We start from the raw sequence: 23,115 nt of genomic DNA, 5'->3' as shown, positions 1-23,115 counted from the left end.
CCGGCTCAGGGAGATTCGCGGAATCCGTTGGTGACAGGATAGCGCCAATCCCGGCCGAATGCGCGGGGTGTGATGCGTGGGCCGGGTGGCGCCTGCCGGCGCTTGTACTCATTGATGCGGATTAGCCGCAATACCTGTTCGACAGCCTCCGGCGGATACCCTTCGGCCACGATATCGGCCGCCGAGGCGTTCTGCTCCATGTAGCGCACCACAATGCCATCGAGGACATCATACGGCGGCAGGCTGTCCTGGTCTTTCTGGTCCGGACGCAACTCCGCCGAGGGGGGCCGGGTAATGATGCGCTCGGGAATGATGTCGCCCTGGGTGTTACGCCAGGCCGCAAGCCGGTAAACCAGCGTCTTGGGGACATCCTTGATGACCGCGAAACCGCCCGCCATATCGCCGTATAGCGTGCAATAACCTGTGGTCATTTCCGACTTGTTCCCCGTGGTCAGAACCAGTCGGCCAGTCTTGTTCGACAGCGCCATGAGCAAGGTACCGCGCGCGCGCGCCTGAATGTTTTCTTCGGTCGCGTCCACCGGCAGGCCCGCGAAATGCGGGGCCAGCGCGTCCTCGAAGGCATCGACGACCGGGCCGATGATGATCTCGTCGTATCGCACACCCACCCGCTGGGCCATGTCGCGGGCATCCGTCAGAGAAATATCGGCGGTGTAGCGCGAAGGCATCATGACGGCATGCACGTTGTCGGCGCCCAGCGCATCGACCGCCACGGCCAGCACCACGGCCGAATCGATGCCGCCGGACAGGCCGATGATGGCCCCGGAAAACCGGTTCTTGCCCAGATAATCGCGCGTGCCCAATACGAGCGCGTTCCAGACCTGCGCTTCGTCGCTGTCCGGCTGCACGGCCGCATCGGCACCGACCGGCTCGATCACGCCACCGGGATGCAGCTCGACGATCTTTACGCCCTCGACGAAGTCCGCAAGACGGGCGCGCACCTGGCCTTCGCCATCCAGGGCGAAGGACGCGCCATCGAAAACCAGTTCGTCCTGGCCGCCCACCATGTTGGCGTAAATCAGGGCGCAGCCCGTCTGCGCCACGGTGCGTTGCGCCATCATCAGGCGCTCGGCCTGCTTGCCCAGGTTGTAAGGCGAGGCGTTGGGCACCAGCAGAACCTGAGCGCCGGCATGGACTGCGGCCTGCGCCGTGCGCTCGAACCAGATGTCCTCACAGATATTCACGCCAAACCGCTGGCCCTTGACCTCGAAGACCAGGGGCCGGGTATCCGGCGTGAAATATCGCTGCTCGTCAAAAACCGAATAATTGGGCAACTCGCGCTTGCAATAGGTGCCCAGATTGCGCCCGGCAGCCAGCAAAGAAGCGGCGTTGTAGAGCCGCCCCTCGCGGCGCTGGACATGTCCGACCAGCACGTGCAGACCTGCCAACGCGCCCAGTTCTGCGGCCAATTTCTCGAGCTCGGCATGCTGGCGCTCGATGAATAGCGGACGCAGCAACAGATCTTCGGGGGGATAACCGGTCAACACCAGTTCAGGAGCCACCAGAATGTCGGCTCCCAGGCCATGGGCCTCGCGGGCCGCCTGCAGAACCTTGGCGGCGTTGCCGGCCAGGTCGCCCACGCAGGCATTGATTTGCGCGATTCCTACCCGGACAACGCTCATGAACGACGATTCCAATGCAGACAAAGGGATGTGAAATTATCGCATGGCCGACTCGTCCCAGCCCGCGTCCGCCGGCGCCTGCTCCAGACGCGCGTGCCGCAGGGCGGTCTGGCCCAGTTGGCCGGAAAAGGCACTGAGGTCCGCGCCGGAAGGCTGCTGATAGAGCCTGAGGCCGAGTTCGGGGAGAATAGCCAGAAGATGGTCGAAAATGTCGCCTTGTATGCGCTCATACTCGACCCAGGCCGTCAGTGCCGTGAAGCAATAAACCTCCACGGGGATGCCTTCGGCCTGGGGCTCCATCATGCGCACCATCATGGCCATGTCCTGCCGCACCTCGGGATGCTGGCGCAGGTATGCCAGCCCGTAGGCGCGGAACGTGCCGATATTGGTCAGTCGCCGCCGGTTGGCCGGCACCTGGGCCAGATCTCCCAGGGTCTGGTTGGCCCGAGCCAGATCGTGTTCTTTGGCCTCGAGATAATCGTGCAGCAGCCGAAAGCGCATCAGGCGCTGCGACTCGGCGGTGTCCAGAAAACGCACCGAGGTGGCATCGATGCGCAATGTGCGTTTGATACGCCGCCCGCCCGATTCGAACATCTGGCGGTAGTTGCGATAGCTTTCGGAAAACAGCTTATAGGTCGGCACGGTGGTTACCGTGTTGTCCCAGTTCTGCACCTTGACCGTGTGCAGCGCGATGTCTTTGACGAAGCCATCGGCGTTGGCCTGCGGCATCTCGATCCAGTCGCCGATGCGCAGCATGTCGTTGGAGGTCAGTTGCGTGCTGGCCACCAGCGACAACAACGTGTCCTTGAACACCAGCAGCAGCACGGCGGACAGCGCCCCCAGGCCGGAAATCATCCACAGTGGCGAGCGGTCCATCAGGATCGACAGCACCAGCACCACGCAAATGGCCACCATGACGAGCTTGGTGATCTGGATATAGCCCTTGATGGAGCGGGTCTGCGCGCGCGTGGTGGCCGAGTAGGTGTCCTGCCAGGCGCTGAGCACGCCGCTGACGGCCACGAACACGCAGATCCAGGCCCCGGCATGCGCCAGTCGGCCGACCAGCGTGACGACGCGTTCGGCATGAGGCACCAGACCGATACCTACCGACACCACCGCAAATGGCACGGCGTACCAAAGGTTGTGGTAGGCCCGGCGGCGCAGCAAGGCCTTGTCCCAGTCCTCATGCCCGGACGCACGCAGCAGGCGATGGGCGAAATAGAGCACCAGGCGCGCCACGACCCACTGGACGAAAAGCGCCGCCACAACAAGCACGGCCACGCCGACCAGGGTCTGCGCCCAGGGCTGGCCAGGGGTGTACTCGTCCAGGGTTGCGGCCACGGTCTGCCACTGCATTGTCAAAGCTTGCTCCTTGCGTCGGGGTCCTTGCAGCCACATTATCCGATATCGCGGGCGGCAAAGCCCGCGCGCCAGTATGCCTTCAAGGCCCTATAATTCTCGACATCATGGCAAATAATCCCTCCCAACAAGACCAGTTCGCCAACAAGGCCCAAGCCTGGTCCGCGCGATTCTCCGAACCCGTCTCCGATCTCGTCAAGCGCTACACCGCGTCGGTGGATTTCGACAAGCGCCTGGCGCGCCACGACATTCGCGGCTCACTGGCCCATGCCGACATGCTGGCCGCCCAGGGCATCATTTCCGCCCAGGATCTGGCCGACATTCAACGGGGCATGCAGCAGATTCTCTCCGAGATAGACGCGGGCAGCTTTCAGTGGCTGCTCGACCTCGAAGACGTCCACCTGAACATCGAAAAACGCCTCGTGGAACTGGTGGGCGATGCGGGCAAACGCCTGCACACCGGCCGCTCGCGCAACGACCAGGTCGCCACGGACATCCGTTTGTGGCTGCGCGATGAGATCGACATCCTGATCGGTCTGCTGCGCCAGTTGCGCCATGCGCTAGCCACAGTGGCGCTGGACAACGCAGCCACCATCATGCCGGGCTTCACCCATCTGCAGGTGGCCCAGCCGGTCACCTTCGGCCATCATCTGCTGGCCTACGCCGAGATGTTCGGCCGCGATGCCGAGCGACTGGCCGATTGCCGCAAGCGGGTCAATCGCCTGCCGCTAGGCGCAGCCGCCCTGGCGGGCACGTCCTATCCGATCGACCGCGAGCGCGTGGCCCACAGCCTGGACTTCGACGGCGTGTGCCGCAACTCGCTCGACGCCGTATCCGACCGCGACTTCGCCATCGAATTCTGCGCCGCCGCCGCTCTGATCATGACGCACGTCTCGCGCCTGTCCGAAGAACTGGTGCTCTGGATGAACCCGCGCGTGGGTTTTATCGACTTGGCTGATCGTTTCTGCACCGGCAGCTCCATCATGCCGCAGAAGAAAAACCCTGACGTCCCCGAACTGGCGCGCGGCAAGACCGGCCGGGTCAACGGCCATCTGGTCGCCCTGTTGACCCTGATGAAAGGCCAGCCCCTGGCCTACAACAAGGACAACCAGGAAGACAAGGAAGGCCTGTTCGACACCGTTGATACGGTGCGCGACACGCTGACCATCTTTGCCGACATGGCCGGTGGCATCAAGGTCAAGCCTGACAACATGCGCGCCGCCGCGCTACAGGGTTTCGCCACGGCCACCGATCTGGCTGATTACCTGGTCAAACGCGGCCTGCCCTTTCGCGACGCCCACGAAGTCGTTGCCCACGCGGTGCGCGATTGCGAACGGCGCGGCTGCGACCTGGCCGATCTCACGCTCGATGAGCTCAAGGCCTACCACCCCTCCATCGGGGCCGACATCCATGAGGTGCTGACCCTGGAAGGCTCGGTGGCCGCGCGCAAGCATATCGGTGGCACCGCCCCTGAGCGCGTGCGCATTGAAGCCCAGAGGGTCATCGAAGAAAGCGCCTGAGCGCACGTTCGGCGCAATGCAAAGTGGGCCCCACACGTGGGGCCCACTTGCTTTTCAGACCTCGGGCGCCTGGCTGCCGGCGGCTGGTTCAGCCCCCGTCCAGTCGCTCAGAAAATCGTGGAAATCCGGGCGCTCGTGTTGCGGCACGGCGCAAGCTGGTGTGCCGATGGCCAGATAGCCCAGAAAACGATAGTCCAGCGGGTCGAGGCCAAGGATCTCCTGCACTTCTTCAACATATGTGCCCAGGCCCGCGCTCCAGAAAGCACCGTAGCCCAGCATATGGGTAGCGTTGAGGATGTTCATCACCGCCGCGCCGGCAGCCAGCACCTGCTCCTGCTCGCACACCTTGGAGTTGTGGTCGATCTTGGCCGCCAGGGCCAGAAACAGCGGGACATCCGCCATCCAGGCGCGCACCGACTTTTCTTTCTCGGGGGTCATGCGCGCGTCGCCACTACGCTTGACCGCATCCAGCGCCACGTCGGCAAAACGGGCAATCGCATCACCTTGGATGCGCACAAAGCGCCAGGGGCGCAAGGCACCATGGTCGGGCGCACTCATGGCGGCTTGAAGGATCAGGGCCTGCTCATCAGGCTTGGGGGCCGGACCGCGGAGAAATTTCACGGAACGGCGGGTATTCAGCGCATGCAGGGCGGGTTGAGTCAGGGCGTCGGTCATGGGGCTCGAATAGGTACGGATTGCGGCTATGGTAGCAAGCTGCAATATGCCGGCCCGTCAGTCCGGGCCAATCAATGAGAAACATTCCTATTGTAAAGCCCTACCCCGGCGGCGACCTTAGCTCCCCGCTCGGCCGCGGGGGTATTGCCGCGCCCGTTCAACCCAGGTGAGTGTGGCGCTGCGGCCTTTCCTCGACCTGCATCTCTGACAGGCCATGCAGAATGCCGCAGTCCTCCGCATCCTGACGCGCCGAGCCGCAGCGCTGGCGCAAGTCGCTCAGCTGCTCTCGGAGCTGGGTGAGCTCGGCAATACGGGCATCGACATGGGCGATATGCTCATCGAACAGTTCGTTGATACCCCCACAGCCTGCCTGATGGTTGTCGGCCAGGCTGAGAATGGCGCGGATTTCGTCCTGAGTCATGTCCAGCGCGCGGCAATTGCGGATCAGCCGCAGCCGCTCCAGATGCAGTTGCCCATAACTGCGGTAGTTGTTCATGCCGCGCTCGGGCGCGGGCAGCAACCCTTCACGCTCGTAATAGCGTACGGTTTCCACCGTGGTGGCAGCTGCCTTGGCTAATTCGCCGATTTTCATAGGAAACTCCGGATCGGAAGGCTTGACCCTATAGTAACTCCAGGGTGTGCAATGCCAACATACCCTGTGCTCCAACTGGGGACGCAACATACGGAATCATCATGTCCACGCCCACGCACGACGACCGCCCTGCCGCCTGCTGCTCGCACCGCGATGACGCCCATGCGGCCGGCCACCACGAGCATGACCATGGACACACCCACGCTCATGGTCACGAGCATGCCAGCCGCCGCGCAGACTTTCCTGATCCCACGGGATTGCAGGCCGGTGACGGCCAGGAGCTGTCGCGCCTGCGCATCGGCCAGATGGATTGCCCGACGGAAGAGACGCTGATCCGGAAAAAACTCGGCGGCATGCCGCAAGTGCACGCGCTCGAGTTCAACCTCATGCAGCGTGTGCTGACGGTCGTGCATGCCGACGGCAGCCGGGATGCCGTCATCGAGGCCATCTCCAGCTTGGGTATGACCCCAGAGCCGGTCGGAACAACGGCGTCGCCCCAGTCCGCCAAGCACACCGCCTGGCGTTTGCTGGCCGCAGGCGGTATGCTTGCCGCCCTGGCCGAGGCAGCGCATTTCGCGTCCTTGCCAATCTGGCTGACGGCGCTTCTGGCCGTGGTCTCCATCGCAGCAAGCGGCCTGGGTACCTATCGGAAAGGTTGGATCGCTGTGCGCAACGGCAATCTCAACATCAACGCCTTGATGAGCATCGCCGTCACGGGCGCGGTGCTCATTGGGCAGTGGCCTGAAGCGGCGATGGTGATGTTTCTTTTCAATGTGGCCGAGTTGATCGAGGCCCGCGCGCTGGACCGCGCGCGCAATGCCGTGCGCGGTCTGATGGATCTGGCGCCGCAGACCGCCCATCGCCGCAACCCCGATGGCAGTTGGAGCGACGTGCCGGCCGCCACGCTGCGAATTGGCGACGCCGTGCGTGTGCGCCCCGGCGAGCGCATCGCCGCCGACGGCACCCTGATCGATGGCGGCTCCGCCGTGAATCAAGCACCTATCACCGGCGAGAGCCTGCCGGTGGAAAAGACCGTGGGGGACCCGGTATACGCGGGCACCATCAACGCCGACGGCGGATTCGACTATCGCGTCACGGCCGCGGCCGGAAACACGACCCTGGATCGCATCATCCACGCTGTCGAGCAGGCACAAGGCGCGCGTGCTCCGACACAGCGCTTTATCGACACATTCTCGCGAGTCTATACCCCCACCGTCGTGGGCCTGGCCGTGCTGGTGGCCGTGGTGCCGCCATTAGCCCTGGGCCACACATGGATCGACTCGCTCTACCGAGCGCTGGCGCTGCTTATCATCGCCTGCCCCTGCGCCCTGGTGATTTCCACGCCGGTCAGCGTGGTCAGCGGCCTAACTGCCGCGGCACGGCGCGGCATTCTCATCAAAGGCGGTGTCTATCTGGAGAACGGCCGGCGTTTACGTTGGCTGGCACTGGACAAGACCGGTACGCTCACACGTGGCAAGCCGGTGCAGACCGATATGCAGATTCTGCAACCAGCCACGACTGGCGGCCTGTCGCCGCAACGCGTGGCCGCCAGTCTGGCCGCGCGCTCGGATCATCCCGTCTCGCGCGCGTTGGCGCTCGCCTATACGCCCGCCGATTTCCTGCCCGTGAGCGATTTCAAGGCGCTGGCCGGCCGTGGCGTGGCCGGCCGCATAGACGGCACCGATTTCTATCTTGGCAACCGCCGATTGATGCGCGAACTCAACGTGCTCGACGCCGGCGTCGAGGCGCGCATCGATGCGCTGGAAGCGGCCGGCAAAACCGCCAACGTCCTGACCGACGGCCGCCACGTGCTCGCGCTGGCTGCCGTCGCCGATACGCTCAAACCCACCAGCGCCGAGGCGATCGCGGATCTGCACAGCCTGGGCGTGCGCACGCTGATGCTCACGGGCGACAACACCCGTGCCGCGCAGGCCGTGGCCCGCGAAGCCGGTATTGACGAGGTCCACGGCGACATGCTGCCTGAGGACAAACTCGCGCGTGTGGAGGCCAAGGCCGGCGGCCCGGGGTTGGTGGGCATGGTGGGCGACGGCATCAACGACGCTCCGGCCCTGGCGCGCGCCGACATCGGCTTTGCCATGGGTGCGGCAGGCACTGGTACGGCCATCGAAACGGCCGACGTGGCCTTGATGGATGATGACCTGCGCAAAATTGGCAGCTTCGTGCGCCTGTCGCGTGCGACCCATCGCGTGCTGATGCAGAACATCGTCCTGGCGCTAGGCATCAAGGTGGTGTTTCTGGCGCTGGCCGTCACCGGCAATGCCACCCTCTGGATGGCAGTCTTTGCGGACGTCGGCGCCAGCCTGCTGGTCGTGGCGAATGGTCTGCGCCTGCTGCGCGCAGCCAGAGCGCGCTGACCGCCGATACATCACGCGCAGCAGCGCGAGCGGCGTTCATGTTTTGTCGCGAATGGAAAAGCCATCACATCAGGTTTCTTTCCTCTCCTATTAGAGTGCAGGCTGAGGCCGGCCTGCCCGGCCGCAGCCACCACTACCAACGAGGAAAGAGGACAATGACGCCCACCAAACGTGCTTTGCTCTGGACCGTCGCGACCGGCACGCTGACACTGGCTGGCTGCGCGAACCTGCAGAACATGGATACCAATAGCCTCATGGGCGCAGGCGGCAACGTCGCACGCGCCGTCAGTCTGTCGGATGCCGACATCGTGCAACTGTCAGACGCCGCCTGCAAGGAAAGCGATGCGCAATCGAAGATCGCCCCGGCAGGCAGCAACTACGCCAAGCGGCTCGACACGATCATGGCCGGCTTCGGCGGCATGGACCTCAACGGCCAGAAGATCAACTACAAGGTCTATCAGACCGACGAAGTCAATGCCTGGGCCATGGGGAATGGCTGCGTACGCGTCTACACCGGCTTGATGGACAAGATGAATGACGACGAACTGCGCGGCGTCATCGGCCATGAGATGGGCCACGTCGCTCTGGGCCACACGAGAAAAGCCATGCAGACCGCGTACGCGGTAAGCGCGGCGCGAACCGCCGCCGGCGCAGCCGGCAACAGCGCAATCAGTGCGCTTTCCGCTTCGCAAATGGGGGAGCTCACGGAAAAATTCATCAACGCCCAGTTTTCGCAGGCGCAAGAGTCTGCCGCCGACGACTATTCTTTCGACCTGCTGACTAAGAAGAAGATGAACCGCCAAGGGTTGGTGACGGCATTTGAAAAACTCGCCGAACTCGATGGCGGCCAGAGCGGCCTGTTGAGCTCCCATCCGTCATCCCCCGCCCGGGCCAAGCATATTCAACAACGCATCGACAGCGGGAAATGACGCCGGCACCGGTCAGGCTGAGGCCGGCGGCATGACCTGGCCGATGGAACGCGGATCGCGCGGCAGCCAGCGCGATGCCTCGACCTGCGCGATGAAGTCCAGCACCGCCCGATTAAATGCCGCGGGTTCCTCGAGGTTGATGGTATGGCCGGTTTTGGCCAGCACCAGCAGCCCGCTTGCAGGCAGGATCCGCTTCAGAAACAGCGAGGCCTGCAGACTGTGGTCATCCTCGTCGCCGGCAATGATGAGCGCCGGCACCCGCAGGTCCGCCAACGACTCACCCATGGTATCGAGCGCAGGTCGGCGCGCCTGCACCCCGCGCAGGGTCAGGGCAGCGCCACGGGCGTCGTGTTCGGCCAGCGCATCGGCGAACTCCTGCCAGCCGCGGGCATCCTTGTCCAGAAACGGTATACGGGCAGCCCCCCGTGCGTACATGGGGCCATAGACCGCACTGCCAAGCGTCTCGAATTGCGCGGCTGCTGCCTGCGAAGCCGCCTGAAACGCCTGCCTGTCCGCCCCCATGGCGCCATACCCCGCGCCGGCGATGGTCAACGACCTCGCCCGCTCGGGAAAAGCCAGGCCGAAGTGCAGCGTGGCAAATCCGCCCATCGACAGCCCCACGATATGGGCCTGCTCGACGCCGGCATCATCCAGCACCGCGGCCATGTCGCGCACCGCGCGTGCCTGCGAATAGGCGTCGGCTGCCTCGGGAACGTCGGAAGGCGGATAGCCGCGCGCGTTGAAAACAATGCAACGATGGCGGCGGGCAAACGCCCGCAGTTGCGGCTCCCAACTGCGCATGTCGCCGGCGAACTCGTGCACGAAGAGAACGGCCGGGCCCTCACCCAGGCTCGCGTAGCTCAGCCGCACCCCATCGTCGGTCAGTGCCTGGGGCAAGGGGTTCTCCTGGCGGCTCATGGTGCCGGATACTGGCTGGTGAACCAATCCGCGATCTGGCTGCCGGTCATGAAGACGACGTCCGGATGCTGGATCAGCAGATCCAGCATCCGCTCGAAGTCGCCGAACCGGTGCGGCACCCCCATCAGATGCGGATGCAGCCCCAGCGCCAGCACTCTGGGGCTGCTCGGGACCTCTTTGCCGAACACCTCCAGCGTACGTGTCAGGCGCAAGAGGAACTCGGGCGTGGAGTGCTTCTCTACGGCATAGATCACCGAGTCATTGAGCTCGAGGTTATAGGGCATCTGGATCAACCTGCCCTGTTGCACCCGCATCCAGTTGGGCAGATCATCGACGACCCAGTCGCAGACATAGTCCACGCCGGCCTCGGCCAGGATATCTGGCGTATCGAGCGTCTCGCGCAGGCCAGGACTCAACCAGCCGCGCGGTCGGCTGCCGGTGAAAGCACGCAGCTTCTCCAGGCAGGCTTCGATGAGTTCGCGCTCGCCGTCGCCGTGGTTGAGCGATTGTTGATGCATGCCGTGCCCGATGAACTCCCAGCCGGCTCGCAGCATGGCCTGCGCGGCGCGCGGATAGGCGTCGATGACGCTGGCATTACAGCTCGTCGACGCGGGCAGCCCGCGCGACCCGATGGCCTCCAGCATCCGGACCAGGCCGGCGCGCATGCCGTAATCGGCCCAGCTGAAATTCGGCACGTCGGGTACCGTCTCGCGGCCGTGCGGCGGCGTGATGATCGTGCGCGGCATGGCCTGGTCGAAACGCCAGTTCTCGACGTTGATGACCAAGTGCACCATGATGCGGCCGCCCGGCGGCGGCTCGCAGGCCGGGCGGTCTTGTGGAAAGGCATGGGCAATACGCGGATTGGACATGTGAGATTCCGGAGTCAATGGCGCATCTGGCCCATGATGTCGCGCTTGAGGCCGTTGAAGACCTCGCCGGTGATCAAATCCAGCGAACGCGGCCGCTCAATAGGCACTTTGATGCGAGTAGCGATACGGCCGGGACGCGCCGACATGACATAAATGGTGTCGGCCAGCAAAATGGCTTCATCGATGTCATGTGTCACGAAGACCACCGTTTTGCGCAAGCGCTGCCAGACCGACAGCAAGAGCTCCTGCATGGTCAGCCGGGTCTGCGCATCCAGCGCGCCAAAGGGTTCGTCCATCAACAACACCTTCGAGCCCAGCGTCAGTACGCGGGCAATGCCCACACGCTGGCGCATGCCACCTGACAACTGGACCGGCAGATGTTGCTTGAACGCCGACAAGCCGGTGATCTCGAGCATTTCTTCGGCACGAGGCAGGTAGTCGCTTTTGGGCAGGCCGGCAATCTTGGGTCCGAAGACCACGTTCTCCCACACGCTAAGCCAGGGGAACAGCGCGGCCTCCTGAAAGACCACGCCGCGCTCGGGCCCTGGCCGCGTCACCGCCTGATCCCCCACACGCAACTGTCCTTCGGAGGCCTGCTCAAAACCGGCAATCAAGTTGAGCAGCGTCGACTTGCCGCAGCCCGAGGGGCCGAGCAAGGCGATGAATTCGCCCTCGTCCACCTGCAGATCGATGCGGTCCAAGGCGTGCACGGGCGAGACGCCGGGATAGGTCTTGCTCAACTGCGTAACTGAAATATCCGACATGACACCCTCAATGATTCTGGAGCATGCGCCAGGCCAGGACGCGATGTTCGATGACTACCAGCAGGCGGTCGCTCAGAAAGCCCATCAACCCGATGGAAGCCATGTCGGCCAGCACGATATCCATGCGGCCGACGTAATAGGCATCCCACAGCACATAACCCAACCCTGACTTGACCGCCACCATCTCGGAGACGATAACGGCCGTCCAGGAAATACCCAGGCCAATACGCAGTCCCGTGAAAATCGAGGGCATGGCCGCCGGGAGCACCACCCGGCGCAGCATCTGCCCGGGCGAGGCCCCCATCATGCTGGCCGCGCGCACCAGATTACGGTCCACATCGCGCGCGCCCTGGGTGGTGTTGACCACGATGGCGTAGAAGCCGCCCAGAAAGATCAGGAAGATGGACCCCATATCGCGGATGCCGAACAACGCGATCGAAAATGGCAACCACGCCGTGATCGGAATGGGCCTCAGGCCCTGGATCAACGGATCCAGCATCCGCGAAGCCAGTCGGCTCCAACCAATGGCCAGGCCAAGCGGAATGGCGGCCAGCATCGCCAGCACAAAGCCTTGCGCAACCCGCAAGGTTGAGTACTGCACGTTGCTCACCCAGGTCCCCTGATACGGGTTCAGGCCCATGCCGGGGTTGCCAAAAGCCCAGGCATACCAGGCCTTGGCGACGTCGACCGGCGTGGGCAGGACCCCAGCCATGTTCGCGGACTGGCCTGCCCACTGCCAGATCGCCAGGATGAGCAGGGGCACTACAAGCGCGGTAGCCGTGCGCCGCCAAACCGCGCCGCACACGCCCATGCGCGGCGCGCCGGCCGGCTGCTTGAGGATGGAAGAGTTCATGACTGGCTCCTGTGGCGACTACTGGACCTCGCGCATCAGCGTCGGATCCCAGACCTTGCTGATCTGACCGCTGACGTCCTTGGGGATCACGCCCAAGTCATGGAAGGTCTTGGCCTGACGCTGCAACTGACCAAGATCGAGAACGCCACCCAGCTTGATAAGCTTGGCCGACTCGCGGGTGACGGGCAAAGGCAGGTTGGTGTATTTGGCATAGGCCTCGGCAAAGGCTTCCGGATCCTTGGCGAGTTTCTCTTCGGCCTGCTTATAGGCCCACAGGAAGCACTTGACCGCTTCACGCTTGCTGGTCAGGGCATCGCGTGTGGCGGCCAACAGCCCGAGCTCCGCCCCCACGGCCTTGGACTGGCTGTATTCCAAGTTGTTGGCAAAAAAGGCTGTGCCATTGGCTACCAACTGCGACTCGAACGGCTCCCACAACGCTACGGCGTCGACGTCACCACGTTGCAGCGCTTGAACGAAAGCCGTGCCGCCACCCTGGATATTGACGGCCGTGAAGCTGTTGTAAGGAATACCTTTCTCGGCCAGGGTGGCAGCCCACTGGAACCACACGGCAGACCCCGGCGCGATGCCGACGCGCTTGCCGGCCAAGTCCTTCCAGTCGTCCATCTTCACGCCTTTGCGCGTGACCAGGTGCTTGGGCGATGACGCCACGCCGGACAGGCCGACGATTTTCTCGCTGCCCTGAGCCAGCGCGATGGCCAGATCGGCCGGCCCGATGCCGGAGACGTCGAGCGACCCGGAAAGCAGCGCCGTGCGCGCGTCAGCGTAACGCACGAACTCGACCGGATTGACCTCCACGTTGCAGGCCTTGAGCGGCTCGGCGATGAAGATCATGGGCGACAGGTGCCCGACCTTCACGTAACCCACATTGAGCGTCTGTTTCTGCGGTGCGGGGGCCGGCTGAGGACCCACCGCGGCGGCCAGGCTGGCAAACCCGCTTAAGAAGACCGCAATCGCGGTCCGGCAAAACGTTTTCATGCATTTCCCCTTGTGCTGAAAGTCGGCGGCCGATGAAGACTGCGCGGCCCTGGCTGATGAAGGCGTTGTTCTACCGCCCTTTGAAAACCGGCGGCCGCCTCTCGCGAAAGGCAGCCTGCCCCTCGCGATAATCGGCGCTGCCAAAACACTGCTGTACTGCCTGTTCTACCTCGCTGGCCGCTGGCTCGGCATTGAGCAGATGACGCAAGGCCAGCCGCGCGGCGTACATGGTGAGCGGCGCATTACCCGCCACGGCCTCGATCCGAGACTGCGTTTCGCCAGCAAATGCGCTGTCTGCGAACATCTCGTGGACCAGGCCTATCCTTGCGGCCTCCCCCCCATCGAAGGTGCGCGCCGTCAGAAACAGATCCATGGTCCGCGCCGCGCCCAGCATGTCCCGCATGCGCTTGACCCCGTCGAGCGCGTAACCCAGCCCCAGGCGCGCGGCCGCCATCCGGAACCGCGCTGAGGCATTGCAATAGCGCAGATCGCAGGCCAACGCCAGCGCCATCCCGCCACCCATGCAGATGCCCTGGATCACCGCAATCGTCGGGATACGGCTGTCGGCCAACGCGTTCTGCGCGGCACTTACAGCCTGGTCATAGCGCGCCACCTGGGCCGGATCATTGCGCTGCTGGCCAAACTCGGAGATATCCGCCCCGGATACAAAAGCCCGGTCGCCCTCGCCGTGCAGCACGATCGCGCGCAGCGTCTCATCGGCCTGCGCCTCGCGCACTGCCGTGTGAAGCGCCTGCCACATGCTCAAGGACATGGCATTGAACCTCGCCGGGTTGCAGATGCGCACGCGCAGCACCCCGCCCTGCCTGTCGGCCACAATGCGGCCAGGAGGATATTCATTCATGGTGCGCTCCATCTCAGACAACGCCCGTGTCATGCAGTCGGCGAATATCCTGCTCTTCGTAGCCGGCTTCGCGCAAGACTTCATCCGTGTGCTCCCCCCACCCCGGCGCGGTGCGCTCGATGTCCGCAGGCGTGCGCTCCAGCGTCACCGGCTGAGTGATGAACGTGCGCTCTCCCCCCTGCCAGGCCTGGCAGGGGCGCGCCACGTCAAGATGGCGCACCTGGGCATCCTCGAACATCTGCGGCACGTTGTAGACCGGCCCGGCGGGCACGCCCGCGGCATTAAGCACGTCAACCCAGTAGGCGACAGACTCGCGCTCGAAGACCGCCTGAATCTCCGTGTTGAGCCGCTGACGATGGCGCACCCGCAGCTTTTCGGTCTGAAACTCGGGGTCGGCCAGCCAGTCCTGGCGGCCCAGAGCCTGACAGAAGCGCTTCCAGTTGCCCTCGCCCGAGGCCCCCAGATTGAACGCCCCGTCCTGCGCTTGAAACAAGCCCATGGGGCTGCTGGTAGGGTGATCATTGCCCTCCTGCACCGGCACGTCGCCATCGTTGAGGTAGCGCGCGCCCTGGAAATCCATCATGGCGATCTGCGCATGCAGCAGCGAGGCATGCACCCACTGCCCCTCGCCGGAAACCTCGCGTTCGAGCAAGGCGGTCAGAATACCGATGGCCGTGTAAAGACCCGTACTGGAGTCCGCCACGGCCAGGCCGGCGCGCACGGGCCCCTGCCCCGGCAGACCGGTCACCGACATCAGGCCGCCCATGCCCTGCACGATCTGGTCAAAACCCGGCCGGCCCGCGTAAGGGCCCGTCTGCCCGAAACCCGAAATGCTGGCCAGAATGATGCGCGGGTTCAGCGCGCGCAATGAAGCGTAGTCCACGCCCAGCCGCGCCTTGACATCGGGGCGCCAGTTTTCGACCACCACGTCCGCTCCCGCCACCAGGCGGCGAAAGACTTCCAGCCCCTCGGGCTTTTTGAGATTCAGCGTCAGGGAGCGTTTGTTGCGATTCAGATTCTGAAAGTCCCCGCTCCAGCGGTCGGCGGCGAACATGGCTTCGTTGGGGTCGACGCCCGGCGGCGGTTCGATGCGGATCACATCCGCGCCGAAATCTGCCAGCATGCGCACGCAGGTCGGGCCCGCACGCACCCGGGACAGATCCAGGACGCGGAAGCGGCGCAGGGCTGGCGAAGCGGAAAGCGAAGGCATGATGCGATTCAACCTTGAGACAGAGAAGACGTAAGGGGAGAAAACGCTCGCGCCAATGCGAGCAACTGCGCCTCGGCGCCCGGCCGGCCGATGGCCTGCACACAGACGGGCCGGCCCCGGCCATCGCGGCCGACGGGAAACACCAGGGCGGGCAATCCGAGATAATTCACAAACGCAAACCAACGGAACATATCCAGCAAGCGGCGGGCCTCGAATTGCGGTGAACTCGTCAGCACTTGGGCCCAGTCCGGTACGCCGCGCGGCAACGCCGGCGTGAGCAACACGTCGCTGCCGGCCAACACCTGCGCCAGAAAATCCTGAGTGCAGCCGCGGCGACGTTCGTGGGCCGCGGCGAGCCATTCGTGCGGCACGGCCGCACCCGTCAAGGCCAAGGCGCGCGCCAGGCTGCCCAGCTCAGGCGCCTGACCGCGCAGCGCCTGCGCGTGGCTGTCATACGCCTCGCTATAGAGCACCGTCTGAGCCAGTCGCATCCATTCGGCAAGCCCGGGCATGGCCGCGTCCCGGCGCTGCGGTGCGCAGCACACGGCAAACGCTTCCAGCACGGCAGCGACGTCGTCGTCCACACTGCCCTCGGGGTGTGTCCAGCAGGTACGGATGCGCTGCGGCGGCTCGACCGGTACGCCCGGCACGAGCTGCTCCCATACTGCCTGCAGATCCGCAGCGGTACGAGCCAGCAGGCCCACCGTGTCCAGGCTCGGCGCCAGGGGTGCCACGCCGATACTCGGCAGTCGGCCTGCCGTGGGCTTGAGGCCCAGAAGACCGCAGGTGGCCGCCGGGATGCGCACCGACCCCGCCGTATCCGTACCCGGCGAGGCATAGCAAAGCCCGGCTGCCACCGCGACGCCCGACCCGCTGGACGACCCTCCGACTGCCGCTTGCGGATCAAGAGGATTGAGCGGCAAGGGATAGCGCGGGTTCTCGCCGGTGGCTCCGCAGGCGTGTTCGGCCATCACCAGCGTGGCCAGAGGAGCTGCGCCCGCGGCTGTAAGACGTTGCACCACCGGCGCCGCCGGCCCAGCCCCCGGCCAGGGATGCGCGGTGCCGCAACGCGGCGCGCGTTCAGGCAGCACAAAAATATCCTTGTGTGCCAGGTCAACGCCGGCCAACGGCAGCGCCAGATCAGCACGTGGGGACGGCGGCAACAAGTCAGCCACACAGTTCCAGCCCTGGCGCTCAAACGCCAGCCGCTGCGCCCAAAGCGCCTCGTCCACGCTGAGCTCGCCGCACCGCAACGCCGCACGCAATGCGGCGATGGATTCCGGCAGGCCAGCGGGCGTCATGCGCGCCCCGCAGCCAGGCGCGCCAGAGCCTTGGCCACCGATTCGACCTCGCGCGACGACGCGGCAATACCCAGCGCGGCCAACTTGAGTGCCACTTCCGCGGCAGTGGGAGCCATGACTTGCATATCGAAAAACCCTTTGTGTATTATTTTTTAGACTATAAATATATTTATAGATCGGTGGATAATTTCGTGCAATCAGTATTTATATGTATAGACCATGAAAGTCAGTGAACGCATACGCCAGTCCGTGGAGAACGACATCCGCCATGGGACGCTGCTGCCGGGCGACCCCATCGACGAGCAGCAGCTGGCCACCCGCTATCAGGTCTCGCGCACACCCGTGCGCGAAGCCCTGTTGCAGCTCAAAGTGCAAGGCATGCTCGAGAGCCAGCCGCGCAACGGCATGGTGGTCGCTCGGCTGGACGTGCAGGAATTACTGGCCATCTGGGAGCTGATGGCCGAAATGGAGGGGGTCTGCACCCGCATGGCCTGCCAGCGCATGAGCGCCGAAGAACGCGAAGAACTCGCGCGCGTGCACCGCGCCGCCGCCCCCATTGCCGAGGCCGACGACAGCCAGGCCTGGCGCGACGCCAATCACGACTTCCATGAGATCCTCTACCGGGGTTGCCGCAACCCCTATCTGCGCGAACAACTGGTCGGCCTGCGCGCACGCACCGGCGCCTATCTGCGTCACGCGTTCACCGCCGTGGGCCGCGTACGCGCCTCGTATGAGCAGCATGGTGAACTCGTCGAAGCCATCCTCGCCAACGACCCCGACCGCGCGCACCGCATGATGATGCGGCACATCAGCCTGGCTCAGGGCGCCAAAGGCCTGGCCGACTTTCTCATCAACCTGCCGCGCTCGATGGTCAAAACTTGACCCGCGAAGCCTGCCCGGCTTTTGTCGCCCCGCCCGAACCTGACCGCGCGCCTTTTTACCGTGGGCCTGCTCCGCTCCCCGCCTTGCCGACTGGATATCGGAGAGAATTGCCTAGTCTGTGAGCACATTACCTGCTGGCAGACACCCGGCGTCGACACCGGATAGGCGCAGGGCAGATGCGGGTCCGACGGGCTGGGGGTGAGCCCGATATCCGGGCGCGAGCAACATCCTCAATCCCGTCCCGGTCAACGCGGCTCGCGGATTCGGCGCCTTCCACCCCAAACGAAAGCCCTATCGCGTTGGCCACAGGGCTTTGTTGCTGGCGTTCGATGACAATCTTGGAGCTGCCGGCAAATCGGCGGCTGCCGCGGCACAAACGCGCCATGGCGCCGCCTGCCACTCAGAAACTGTAACGCACACCCACGTGGCCGCTATATGGGCTTTCTTGCTTGCTGCCCTTGCCGTAGTTGAACTCACCATAGACTGCCCAAGCGGTGTTCCAACGCGCGTCCACCCCCAACCCATACCTGCCCATGCTGCCGGACATATTGTTGGAGAAGGTTTCGCTGCTGTTAATGCGCACATCATTGTTCTTGCTGAACTAATGGTTCAGCGCAATGCGTGCATAGGGCTTGATCAGCGCACCGCTGTCCAGCGTGAAGGTCTTGCCGAGCGTCAAACCGGCTTCGGCGCTGACCGACTTCACCGAATCAGCCTCGACCTGCACTCCATTGCTGTAACCGTACTTGGTCTTGCCGCCACGGAAAGCCGCCAGTTGCAAATAGGGCTCGACAAAGAAACTGTCGATGACGATGTGTTTCCCGGCTTCAATCGACACGCCCACACCCGTGGTCTTGTCGTTGGCCTTGCTGGTGCCAGCATTGAAGCGGGCGTCATTATCCGTCTTGAAACGGTTGACCTTGACAACACCGTCCACGTAGTAGCCGCTGTCATGCAACCAAGTAGTATACATCCCCAGCGCATAGCTATCGACTTTGCCGCGGCTGTCATCGGCTTTCAGGTCGGAGTCGCTGTACGAGAATAGACCACCCACAAACAAGCGCGCCGTTTGCAGATCAAACTGGCGGTCGGCGCCGACCATGAACCCATTCATGGTCTGGTCGTAGGCCACGTTATTGGTCACCCGGTTCTTGCCAGTGATGTACTTGCCCCACACGCTGTTTGACGGCGCCTGCCCACGCAACTCGCCCAGACGACTGCGCAAAATAAACAATTCGCTATTCCAGATGGTGGGCGTGACGTTGGCCAGCATCACCGCATTGCGGGTGGTCTCCGACATACTCTGACGGCTGGTGCTCAAATACCAGTCATCGGCCTGGGTGCCGTCCTGATTCAGCGCGAGCTGATAACGGTAAGCGCCGATGTCCACCTGACTATTGTTCAAGGCAAAGCTGTCTGCCTGGCTGCCCGCCGCATGGATGAGGTGATAGCGCACGGCCTGCTGACCTGCCCCCAGATTTAGTACGGCACCGACATAGAGCCCAGGGGTAAAAGACCTTCTTTCTGATGAGCCTGCACGAATTGCGCCGGCGTTAAATATCCGAGCGCGCTGTGAGGCCGATCGGTGTTGTACTCGACTCGCCAGTTTTCGATCAAGCTTTTAGCCTGTCGCAGGGACAAGAACCAGTGCTCGTTAAGGCATTCGTCGCGGAACTTGCCGTTGAAACTTTCGATATAAGCGTTCTCCACCGGCTTACCCGGCCGAATAAACGACAGCTTTACGCCTGCTTGGTAGGCCCCCAGGCGTCCAAGGCTCTTCCGGCGAACTCTGGCCCGTTGTCCACGGTAATAGATCGCGGCAGGCCACGCATCTCCGCCAGCCGTTGCAGCACCATGGCAACACGCAGTCCCGGCAACGACGTATCGACCTCGATGGCCAGGCATTCGCGAGTGTAGTCATCGACGATAGTCAAACAGCGGAATCGGCGGCCATAGGCTAGGCCGTCGGCCACAAAGTCCATTGACCAACTCTGATTCGGCGCGATTGCCGCTGGGCGAACCACGCGCTCGGTCGCCGCGATTCGCTTACGCTTTCGTTTTCGCACGCTTAACCCTGCCAGACTGTACAGCCGCCAGATTCGCTTGTGATTTGCTTGCCAGCCTTCGCGACGTAAGAGCACATGGATCCTCCGATAGCCGTAGCGTCGTTTCGCCACTGCCATCTCTTTCATGCGCTCGGTCAGCGCAGCATCGCCTGAGCGTGTGCTCTCGTAGGCAAACAGCGACCGCGAAATTCCTACCAGCCCACAGGCCCGGGTAACACCCATGCTGCGCTCGGTCATTAATGTCCTGACCGCCTCGCGTTTGGCCTGCGGGCTGACTACTTTCGGCTTAGCAGATCCTGAAGCGCCGCCTTGTCCAGCATCGACTCGGCCAACAGCTTCTTGAGCTTGTTGTTCTCCTGCTCCAGCTCCTTGAGCCTCTGAGCGTCCGACACCGTCATGCCACCGAACTTCGCCTTCCAGTTGTAGTACGTTGCCTCGGAGATTCCGTGCTTGCGGCACAACTCTGCGGGCTTGGCACCTGCATCGGCTTCCTTGAGCACGCCGATGATTTGCTCTTCCGTAAATCGTTTCTTCATTGCCATTCCTTTGGGAACGGACTCTACATCGATTTCGTACTAATCACGGGGAGCAGATCACTCGCGTGCCAGCTGCCGTGCCAGCGCCAATTACCTGCGCGCCGAAGCGGCCCTGCCCCGGCGCCGCTATCCGCAGCCGCCGGTATCCGGCGCCGCGACGCTGCAGAAACTGCAGGCGCAGGTCGACACGCTCGAGCTGGAAAATGCGCGGCTGCGCCGCCTGGCGCTGACCGACGACCTGACCGGGGCGTACAACCGGCGCTACTTCGCCACCATGCTGCGCGATGCGCTGCGCGAACGCGTGCGCGGCGGCGGGCTGGCGCTGTGCCTGTTCGATATCAACAATTTCAAGACCATCAACGACCGCCACGGCCACTTCGCGGGCGACTACCTGCTGCGCCGCGTGGCGCTGGCGGCGCGCCGCTGCATGCGCCGCACCAGCGACGACCTGTGCCGGGTGGGCGGCGACGAGTTCGCCGCGGCGCTGTCGGCGCCCAGCGCGTCGGCGGCGCTGGCGCAGGCCCAGCGCGTGCTCGACGCGATACGCGCCATTGCGCCGCTGGACACGCCGCACGGGCCGCGCCATGTCACGGCCACCTTCGGTCTGGCGTGGATCGCTCCCGGCGTCTCGTTGACCTGGGAGCAGGCCTACAGCGATGCGGACCGGGCGCTCTACCGGGCCAAGCAGGCCGGCAAGAATCGCCTGCACCTGATCGCCAGCCGCACGGCTGGCGCATAACGGCCCGCGGGCCGGTCAGCCTTCCTGGCTGATGACCGGCGGTTCGATCCAGAAAAAACGTTCGCCCTGGCGGATCATGCTGGCGACGCCTTCGGGCTCCACGCGGTAGTCGGTACCCATCAACGTCGCGCCGCCATCTTCATGGATATGAATGATGGCCAACGGATCGTTTTCCATGGTGTACCAGTAGTACCCGGGCTTGAGGTCGTGGGTCGTCCTGGACGAAACGCCAGTGTCCCCCAGGGGGCGATTGCGCGCATACTGCCACACATGACACCCGGCCCGCGTACGTCACCGCTTGTGTTCGCGAGCGCGTCGATACAAGCCATCAAGGCCGGCAAGCAGCGGCAGACGCGCCGGATCGTCAAGCCGCAGCCCCCGCCGGCCGCCACGCTTTGGTACTGCGACCCCGCGCACGCCGAACGCTGGATCGCCGCCACGGCTCGCCCGGATGACGCGACCCCCGCACAAACCGTATCGAAATGGCTGGTATGTCCCTACGGCAAGCCAGGCGACCTGATCGACCTGGCCCACGAATCGGGCCAGCCGTTCGGGCGGGCCATCCTGATGGGGGTGCGCATCCAGCGCCTGCAGGCCATCAACGAGGCCGACGCGGCGGCCGAAGGCTTCGCCGCCGCATCCCGGCTGGATGAATTCCTGCCGGAAACCCCGCCCCAGGCCGCGTTTGCGCTGGCCTGGGGCGAACGCTACGGCGCGCGCGCCTGGGCGGCCAACCCCTGGGTATGGGTGCTGGAATTCCGTCTGCTGAACCAGAACGGGCATTGATCCTCGTGGCGGACGGGCCACGCAAGGTGTGGAAATGTAACCCCACCTGGGGCCCGCCTTGGCTCCCCCCGCGTTTCAACCCATTTCAAAGCCGCGCCCGCCCCAGCGGGACAAATTTGCCGCAACACAGCAAACGCCGGCGTCCCGGACTGCGGGCGGTTGCGGAATGTCGCCATTGCGGGGGCTGTTTTCACAAATTTACGCGCAAAACAGCCGAGAATAGGCCCGTCGATTAGTCAACTTGGCTGCACGCGCAGCAAGGCAGGTGAAAAATGAAAAAGTGGTTCGTTGCTGCCGGCATCGGCGCTGCCGGACTCATGCTCTCCAGCGCCGCCCTGGCCCGTGTGGATATCGGGGTGTCGATCGGCATTCCAGGCGTGGTGTACCCGGCGCCCGTGTATGTGGCGCCCGCCCCGGTGTATGCCCCGCCGCCCGTGGTGCACTACCCGGCGCCGGTCTATGTGCGCCCGCAGGTGGTGTATCCGGCGCCCGTCTACTATGGCGGCCCCCGCTACTACAAGGGCCATCGGCACTATGACCGCGGCCATCGCGGCCATCGCGGCCACCGCGGCCACTGGCGCGATTGACCGGCGATCGCCGCAAATCAATGAAAAAACCGCCCGGATGGGCGGCCTTTTTTTGCGGCACGGCTGGGTTCAGGCCTGTTCGGCCGGGACCTTGGCGGCTGGCGCGGCCGTTTGCCCCTCGGCGGGCTTGTCGCTGCGCATGGCGTCAAGCCAGCGGCGCGGCGCGCTGGAGGCCTTCCACCAGCCGTTATGCGGACGCGTGTGCGAATTCCGGTTCACCATTGAAACGTACTCCATTGATTCTTTCAAAGATCTGCTGGCTCGTTCGCTCGGCGTCCTCGCGGTCCTGGTAAGAAACCTGGCCCGGCACCGTCCAGCATTTCTCGGGCGCATTGCCGCCAACGCGGCGCGTGCAGATCTGCACGCTGTACTGATTGCCCTCTTCCTGAACGACGGTACACCTGACGCGAAAATCGCCAATCATTCGCGAAGTCATAAAACAGCTTCCTTTATTGAAATGAAGGGGACGTGTTGCCAGGCGATATTTTGCCGTAGATATGGCCCTGTTTATTGCCGGTACACATTTATTCACATCAACTTAGGCTGTTCTACGGAGATTACCTGCCAAAAGCGACAAATTTGTGGCTAACCCGGGAAAACCCCCGGCCGCGTTTGTACCAGTTGCGCGCCGTTGCAATACGCGCATGGCGGCCCGC

Annotated in this window: 20 protein-coding genes and 3 pseudogenes; 7 read left to right on the top strand and 16 right to left on the bottom strand. The window is 64.0% G+C overall.

Annotation, left to right across the window (positions count from 1 at the left end):
- Positions 1-5 precede the first annotated feature (5 nt).
- A complete protein-coding gene (locus LK440_RS04290; protein ID WP_005014941.1) occupies positions 6-1,640 on the bottom strand; it encodes an NAD+ synthase in 1,635 nt (544 codons plus the stop codon).
- Between the two features lie 36 nt (positions 1,641-1,676).
- Entirely contained in the window at positions 1,677-2,996 is a 1,320-nt protein-coding gene (locus tag LK440_RS04285) for a mechanosensitive ion channel family protein (protein WP_005014943.1), read from the bottom strand.
- Between the two features lie 110 nt (positions 2,997-3,106).
- Between LK440_RS04285 and argH the strand changes: the two genes are divergently transcribed.
- A complete protein-coding gene (gene argH, locus LK440_RS04280; RefSeq protein ID WP_005014951.1) occupies positions 3,107-4,519 on the top strand; it encodes an argininosuccinate lyase in 1,413 nt (470 codons plus the stop codon).
- 54 nt (positions 4,520-4,573) lie between these two features.
- Here the strand turns inward: argH and LK440_RS04275 are convergent, their stop codons facing one another.
- Together LK440_RS04275 and cadR are read right to left on the bottom strand one after the other, a co-directional pair.
- Positions 4,574-5,194: a nitroreductase family protein gene (locus tag LK440_RS04275; RefSeq protein WP_005014952.1), complete on the bottom strand. Its 621-nt coding sequence runs from the start codon at positions 5,192-5,194 to the stop codon at positions 4,574-4,576.
- A 157-nt stretch (positions 5,195-5,351) separates the two neighbouring features.
- Positions 5,352-5,786, bottom strand: a complete 435-nt coding sequence (gene cadR / locus LK440_RS04270; protein ID WP_005014953.1) for a Cd(II)/Pb(II)-responsive transcriptional regulator — start codon at positions 5,784-5,786, stop codon at positions 5,352-5,354.
- Positions 5,787-5,887: 101 nt separating this feature from the next.
- Here cadR and LK440_RS04265 point away from each other — a divergent pair, with 101 nt between their 5' ends.
- Together LK440_RS04265 and loiP are read left to right on the top strand one after the other, a co-directional pair.
- Entirely contained in the window at positions 5,888-8,161 is a 2,274-nt protein-coding gene (locus tag LK440_RS04265; protein WP_005014954.1) for a heavy metal translocating P-type ATPase, read from the top strand.
- Positions 8,162-8,316: 155 nt separating this feature from the next.
- Positions 8,317-9,090, top strand: a complete 774-nt coding sequence (gene loiP / locus LK440_RS04260) for a metalloprotease LoiP (RefSeq protein ID WP_005014957.1) — start codon at positions 8,317-8,319, stop codon at positions 9,088-9,090.
- A gap of 12 nt (positions 9,091-9,102) precedes the next feature.
- Here loiP and LK440_RS04255 read toward each other — a convergent pair whose 3' ends face one another.
- From LK440_RS04255 to LK440_RS04220, 8 genes are all read right to left on the bottom strand, one after another.
- Positions 9,103-10,008: an alpha/beta fold hydrolase gene (locus LK440_RS04255; protein ID WP_005014960.1), complete on the bottom strand. Its 906-nt coding sequence runs from the start codon at positions 10,006-10,008 to the stop codon at positions 9,103-9,105.
- Positions 10,005-10,877, bottom strand: a complete 873-nt coding sequence (locus LK440_RS04250) for a polysaccharide deacetylase family protein (protein WP_005014962.1) — start codon at positions 10,875-10,877, stop codon at positions 10,005-10,007. Before LK440_RS04250 ends, LK440_RS04255 begins: the two co-directional genes overlap by 4 nt.
- 14 nt (positions 10,878-10,891) lie before the next feature.
- The gene (locus LK440_RS04245) at positions 10,892-11,641 is read right to left on the bottom strand and encodes an ABC transporter ATP-binding protein (RefSeq protein WP_005014963.1); all 750 of its coding nucleotides are present in this window, start codon (positions 11,639-11,641) and stop codon (positions 10,892-10,894) included.
- Between the two features lie 7 nt (positions 11,642-11,648).
- Positions 11,649-12,452, bottom strand: coding sequence for an ABC transporter permease (locus LK440_RS04240; protein ID WP_370510771.1), 804 nt, complete (start codon positions 12,450-12,452; stop codon positions 11,649-11,651).
- A gap of 60 nt (positions 12,453-12,512) precedes the next feature.
- Positions 12,513-13,490 carry an ABC transporter substrate-binding protein gene (locus LK440_RS04235; RefSeq protein ID WP_005014967.1) on the bottom strand — a complete coding sequence of 326 codons (978 nt, stop codon included), beginning with the start codon at positions 13,488-13,490 and terminating at the stop codon, positions 12,513-12,515.
- Between the two features lie 70 nt (positions 13,491-13,560).
- The gene (locus LK440_RS04230; RefSeq protein ID WP_005014973.1) at positions 13,561-14,352 is read right to left on the bottom strand and encodes an enoyl-CoA hydratase; all 792 of its coding nucleotides are present in this window, start codon (positions 14,350-14,352) and stop codon (positions 13,561-13,563) included.
- Positions 14,353-14,365: 13 nt separating this feature from the next.
- Positions 14,366-15,562, bottom strand: coding sequence for a CaiB/BaiF CoA transferase family protein (locus tag LK440_RS04225; RefSeq protein ID WP_005014974.1), 1,197 nt, complete (start codon positions 15,560-15,562; stop codon positions 14,366-14,368).
- An 8-nt stretch (positions 15,563-15,570) separates the two neighbouring features.
- Positions 15,571-16,863, bottom strand: coding sequence for an amidase (locus LK440_RS04220; RefSeq protein WP_005014976.1), 1,293 nt, complete (start codon positions 16,861-16,863; stop codon positions 15,571-15,573).
- 219 nt (positions 16,864-17,082) lie between these two features.
- Here LK440_RS04220 and LK440_RS04215 point away from each other — a divergent pair, with 219 nt between their 5' ends.
- On the top strand, positions 17,083-17,745 hold the full coding sequence (locus tag LK440_RS04215) for a GntR family transcriptional regulator (protein WP_005019782.1): 663 nt from the start codon (positions 17,083-17,085) through the stop codon (positions 17,743-17,745).
- 400 nt (positions 17,746-18,145) lie between these two features.
- Here LK440_RS04215 and LK440_RS04210 read toward each other — a convergent pair.
- Both LK440_RS04210 and LK440_RS04205 read right to left on the bottom strand, forming a co-directional pair.
- Positions 18,146-19,201 (bottom strand): annotated as a pseudogene (locus tag LK440_RS04210) (autotransporter outer membrane beta-barrel domain-containing protein).
- Between the two features lie 23 nt (positions 19,202-19,224).
- Positions 19,225-20,347, bottom strand: a pseudogene (locus tag LK440_RS04205) (IS3 family transposase).
- Positions 20,348-20,408: 61 nt separating this feature from the next.
- Here LK440_RS04205 and LK440_RS04200 point away from each other — a divergent pair.
- Positions 20,409-21,086 (top strand): annotated as a pseudogene (locus tag LK440_RS04200) (GGDEF domain-containing protein); the annotation flags it as partial.
- Positions 21,087-21,101: 15 nt separating this feature from the next.
- On the opposite strand, the gene LK440_RS04195 reads toward LK440_RS04200, so the two are convergent.
- Positions 21,102-21,263 (bottom strand): hypothetical protein, encoded by a 162-nt coding sequence (locus tag LK440_RS04195; protein ID WP_003814022.1) that lies wholly within the window; start codon positions 21,261-21,263, stop codon positions 21,102-21,104.
- 93 nt (positions 21,264-21,356) lie between these two features.
- On the opposite strand from LK440_RS04195, the gene LK440_RS04190 reads away from it, so the two are divergent.
- Together LK440_RS04190 and LK440_RS04185 are read left to right on the top strand one after the other, a co-directional pair.
- On the top strand, positions 21,357-21,872 hold the full coding sequence (locus LK440_RS04190; RefSeq protein WP_005014985.1) for a hypothetical protein: 516 nt from the start codon (positions 21,357-21,359) through the stop codon (positions 21,870-21,872).
- 272 nt (positions 21,873-22,144) lie between these two features.
- Positions 22,145-22,459, top strand: a complete 315-nt coding sequence (locus LK440_RS04185) for a hypothetical protein (RefSeq protein ID WP_005014987.1) — start codon at positions 22,145-22,147, stop codon at positions 22,457-22,459.
- Positions 22,460-22,646: 187 nt separating this feature from the next.
- On the opposite strand, the gene LK440_RS17930 is transcribed toward LK440_RS04185, so the two are convergent.
- Positions 22,647-22,895, bottom strand: coding sequence for a hypothetical protein (locus LK440_RS17930; protein WP_003814025.1), 249 nt, complete (start codon positions 22,893-22,895; stop codon positions 22,647-22,649).
- Between the last annotated feature and the right edge of the window lie 220 nt (positions 22,896-23,115).

It is taken from the genome of Bordetella holmesii (genome assembly GCF_020735985.1).
In the GTDB taxonomy this organism is placed as follows: Bacteria; Pseudomonadota; Gammaproteobacteria; order Burkholderiales; family Burkholderiaceae_B; genus Bordetella; species Bordetella holmesii.
This window is presented reverse-complemented; position numbering and strand designations above follow the sequence as displayed.

Excerpts from the sequence above, each read along its gene's own strand:
- LK440_RS04255 (WP_005014960.1), bottom strand. The coding sequence starts at position 10,008 with ATGAGCCGCCAGGAGAACCCCTTGCCCCAGGCACTGACCGACGATGGG.
- LK440_RS04235 (WP_005014967.1), bottom strand. The coding sequence starts at position 13,490 with ATGAAAACGTTTTGCCGGACCGCGATTGCGGTCTTCTTAAGCGGGTTT.
- LK440_RS04190 (WP_005014985.1), top strand. The coding sequence starts at position 21,357 with ATGACACCCGGCCCGCGTACGTCACCGCTTGTGTTCGCGAGCGCGTCG.
- LK440_RS04230 (WP_005014973.1), bottom strand. The coding sequence starts at position 14,352 with ATGAATGAATATCCTCCTGGCCGCATTGTGGCCGACAGGCAGGGCGGG.
- LK440_RS04195 (WP_003814022.1), bottom strand. The coding sequence starts at position 21,263 with ATGGAAAACGATCCGTTGGCCATCATTCATATCCATGAAGATGGCGGC.
- cadR (WP_005014953.1), bottom strand. The coding sequence starts at position 5,786 with ATGAAAATCGGCGAATTAGCCAAGGCAGCTGCCACCACGGTGGAAACC.
- loiP (WP_005014957.1), top strand. The coding sequence starts at position 8,317 with ATGACGCCCACCAAACGTGCTTTGCTCTGGACCGTCGCGACCGGCACG.
- LK440_RS04185 (WP_005014987.1), top strand. The coding sequence starts at position 22,145 with ATGAAAAAGTGGTTCGTTGCTGCCGGCATCGGCGCTGCCGGACTCATG.
- LK440_RS04215 (WP_005019782.1), top strand. The coding sequence starts at position 17,083 with ATGAAAGTCAGTGAACGCATACGCCAGTCCGTGGAGAACGACATCCGC.
- LK440_RS04245 (WP_005014963.1), bottom strand. The coding sequence starts at position 11,641 with ATGTCGGATATTTCAGTTACGCAGTTGAGCAAGACCTATCCCGGCGTC.
- LK440_RS17930 (WP_003814025.1), bottom strand. The coding sequence starts at position 22,895 with ATGACTTCGCGAATGATTGGCGATTTTCGCGTCAGGTGTACCGTCGTT.
- LK440_RS04275 (WP_005014952.1), bottom strand. The coding sequence starts at position 5,194 with ATGACCGACGCCCTGACTCAACCCGCCCTGCATGCGCTGAATACCCGC.
- LK440_RS04285 (WP_005014943.1), bottom strand. The coding sequence starts at position 2,996 with ATGCAGTGGCAGACCGTGGCCGCAACCCTGGACGAGTACACCCCTGGC.
- LK440_RS04250 (WP_005014962.1), bottom strand. The coding sequence starts at position 10,877 with ATGTCCAATCCGCGTATTGCCCATGCCTTTCCACAAGACCGCCCGGCC.
- LK440_RS04265 (WP_005014954.1), top strand. The coding sequence starts at position 5,888 with ATGTCCACGCCCACGCACGACGACCGCCCTGCCGCCTGCTGCTCGCAC.
- argH (WP_005014951.1), top strand. The coding sequence starts at position 3,107 with ATGGCAAATAATCCCTCCCAACAAGACCAGTTCGCCAACAAGGCCCAA.
- LK440_RS04240 (WP_370510771.1), bottom strand. The coding sequence starts at position 12,452 with ATGGGCGTGTGCGGCGCGGTTTGGCGGCGCACGGCTACCGCGCTTGTA.
- LK440_RS04220 (WP_005014976.1), bottom strand. The coding sequence starts at position 16,863 with ATGACGCCCGCTGGCCTGCCGGAATCCATCGCCGCATTGCGTGCGGCG.
- LK440_RS04225 (WP_005014974.1), bottom strand. The coding sequence starts at position 15,562 with ATGCCTTCGCTTTCCGCTTCGCCAGCCCTGCGCCGCTTCCGCGTCCTG.
- LK440_RS04290 (WP_005014941.1), bottom strand. The coding sequence starts at position 1,640 with ATGAGCGTTGTCCGGGTAGGAATCGCGCAAATCAATGCCTGCGTGGGC.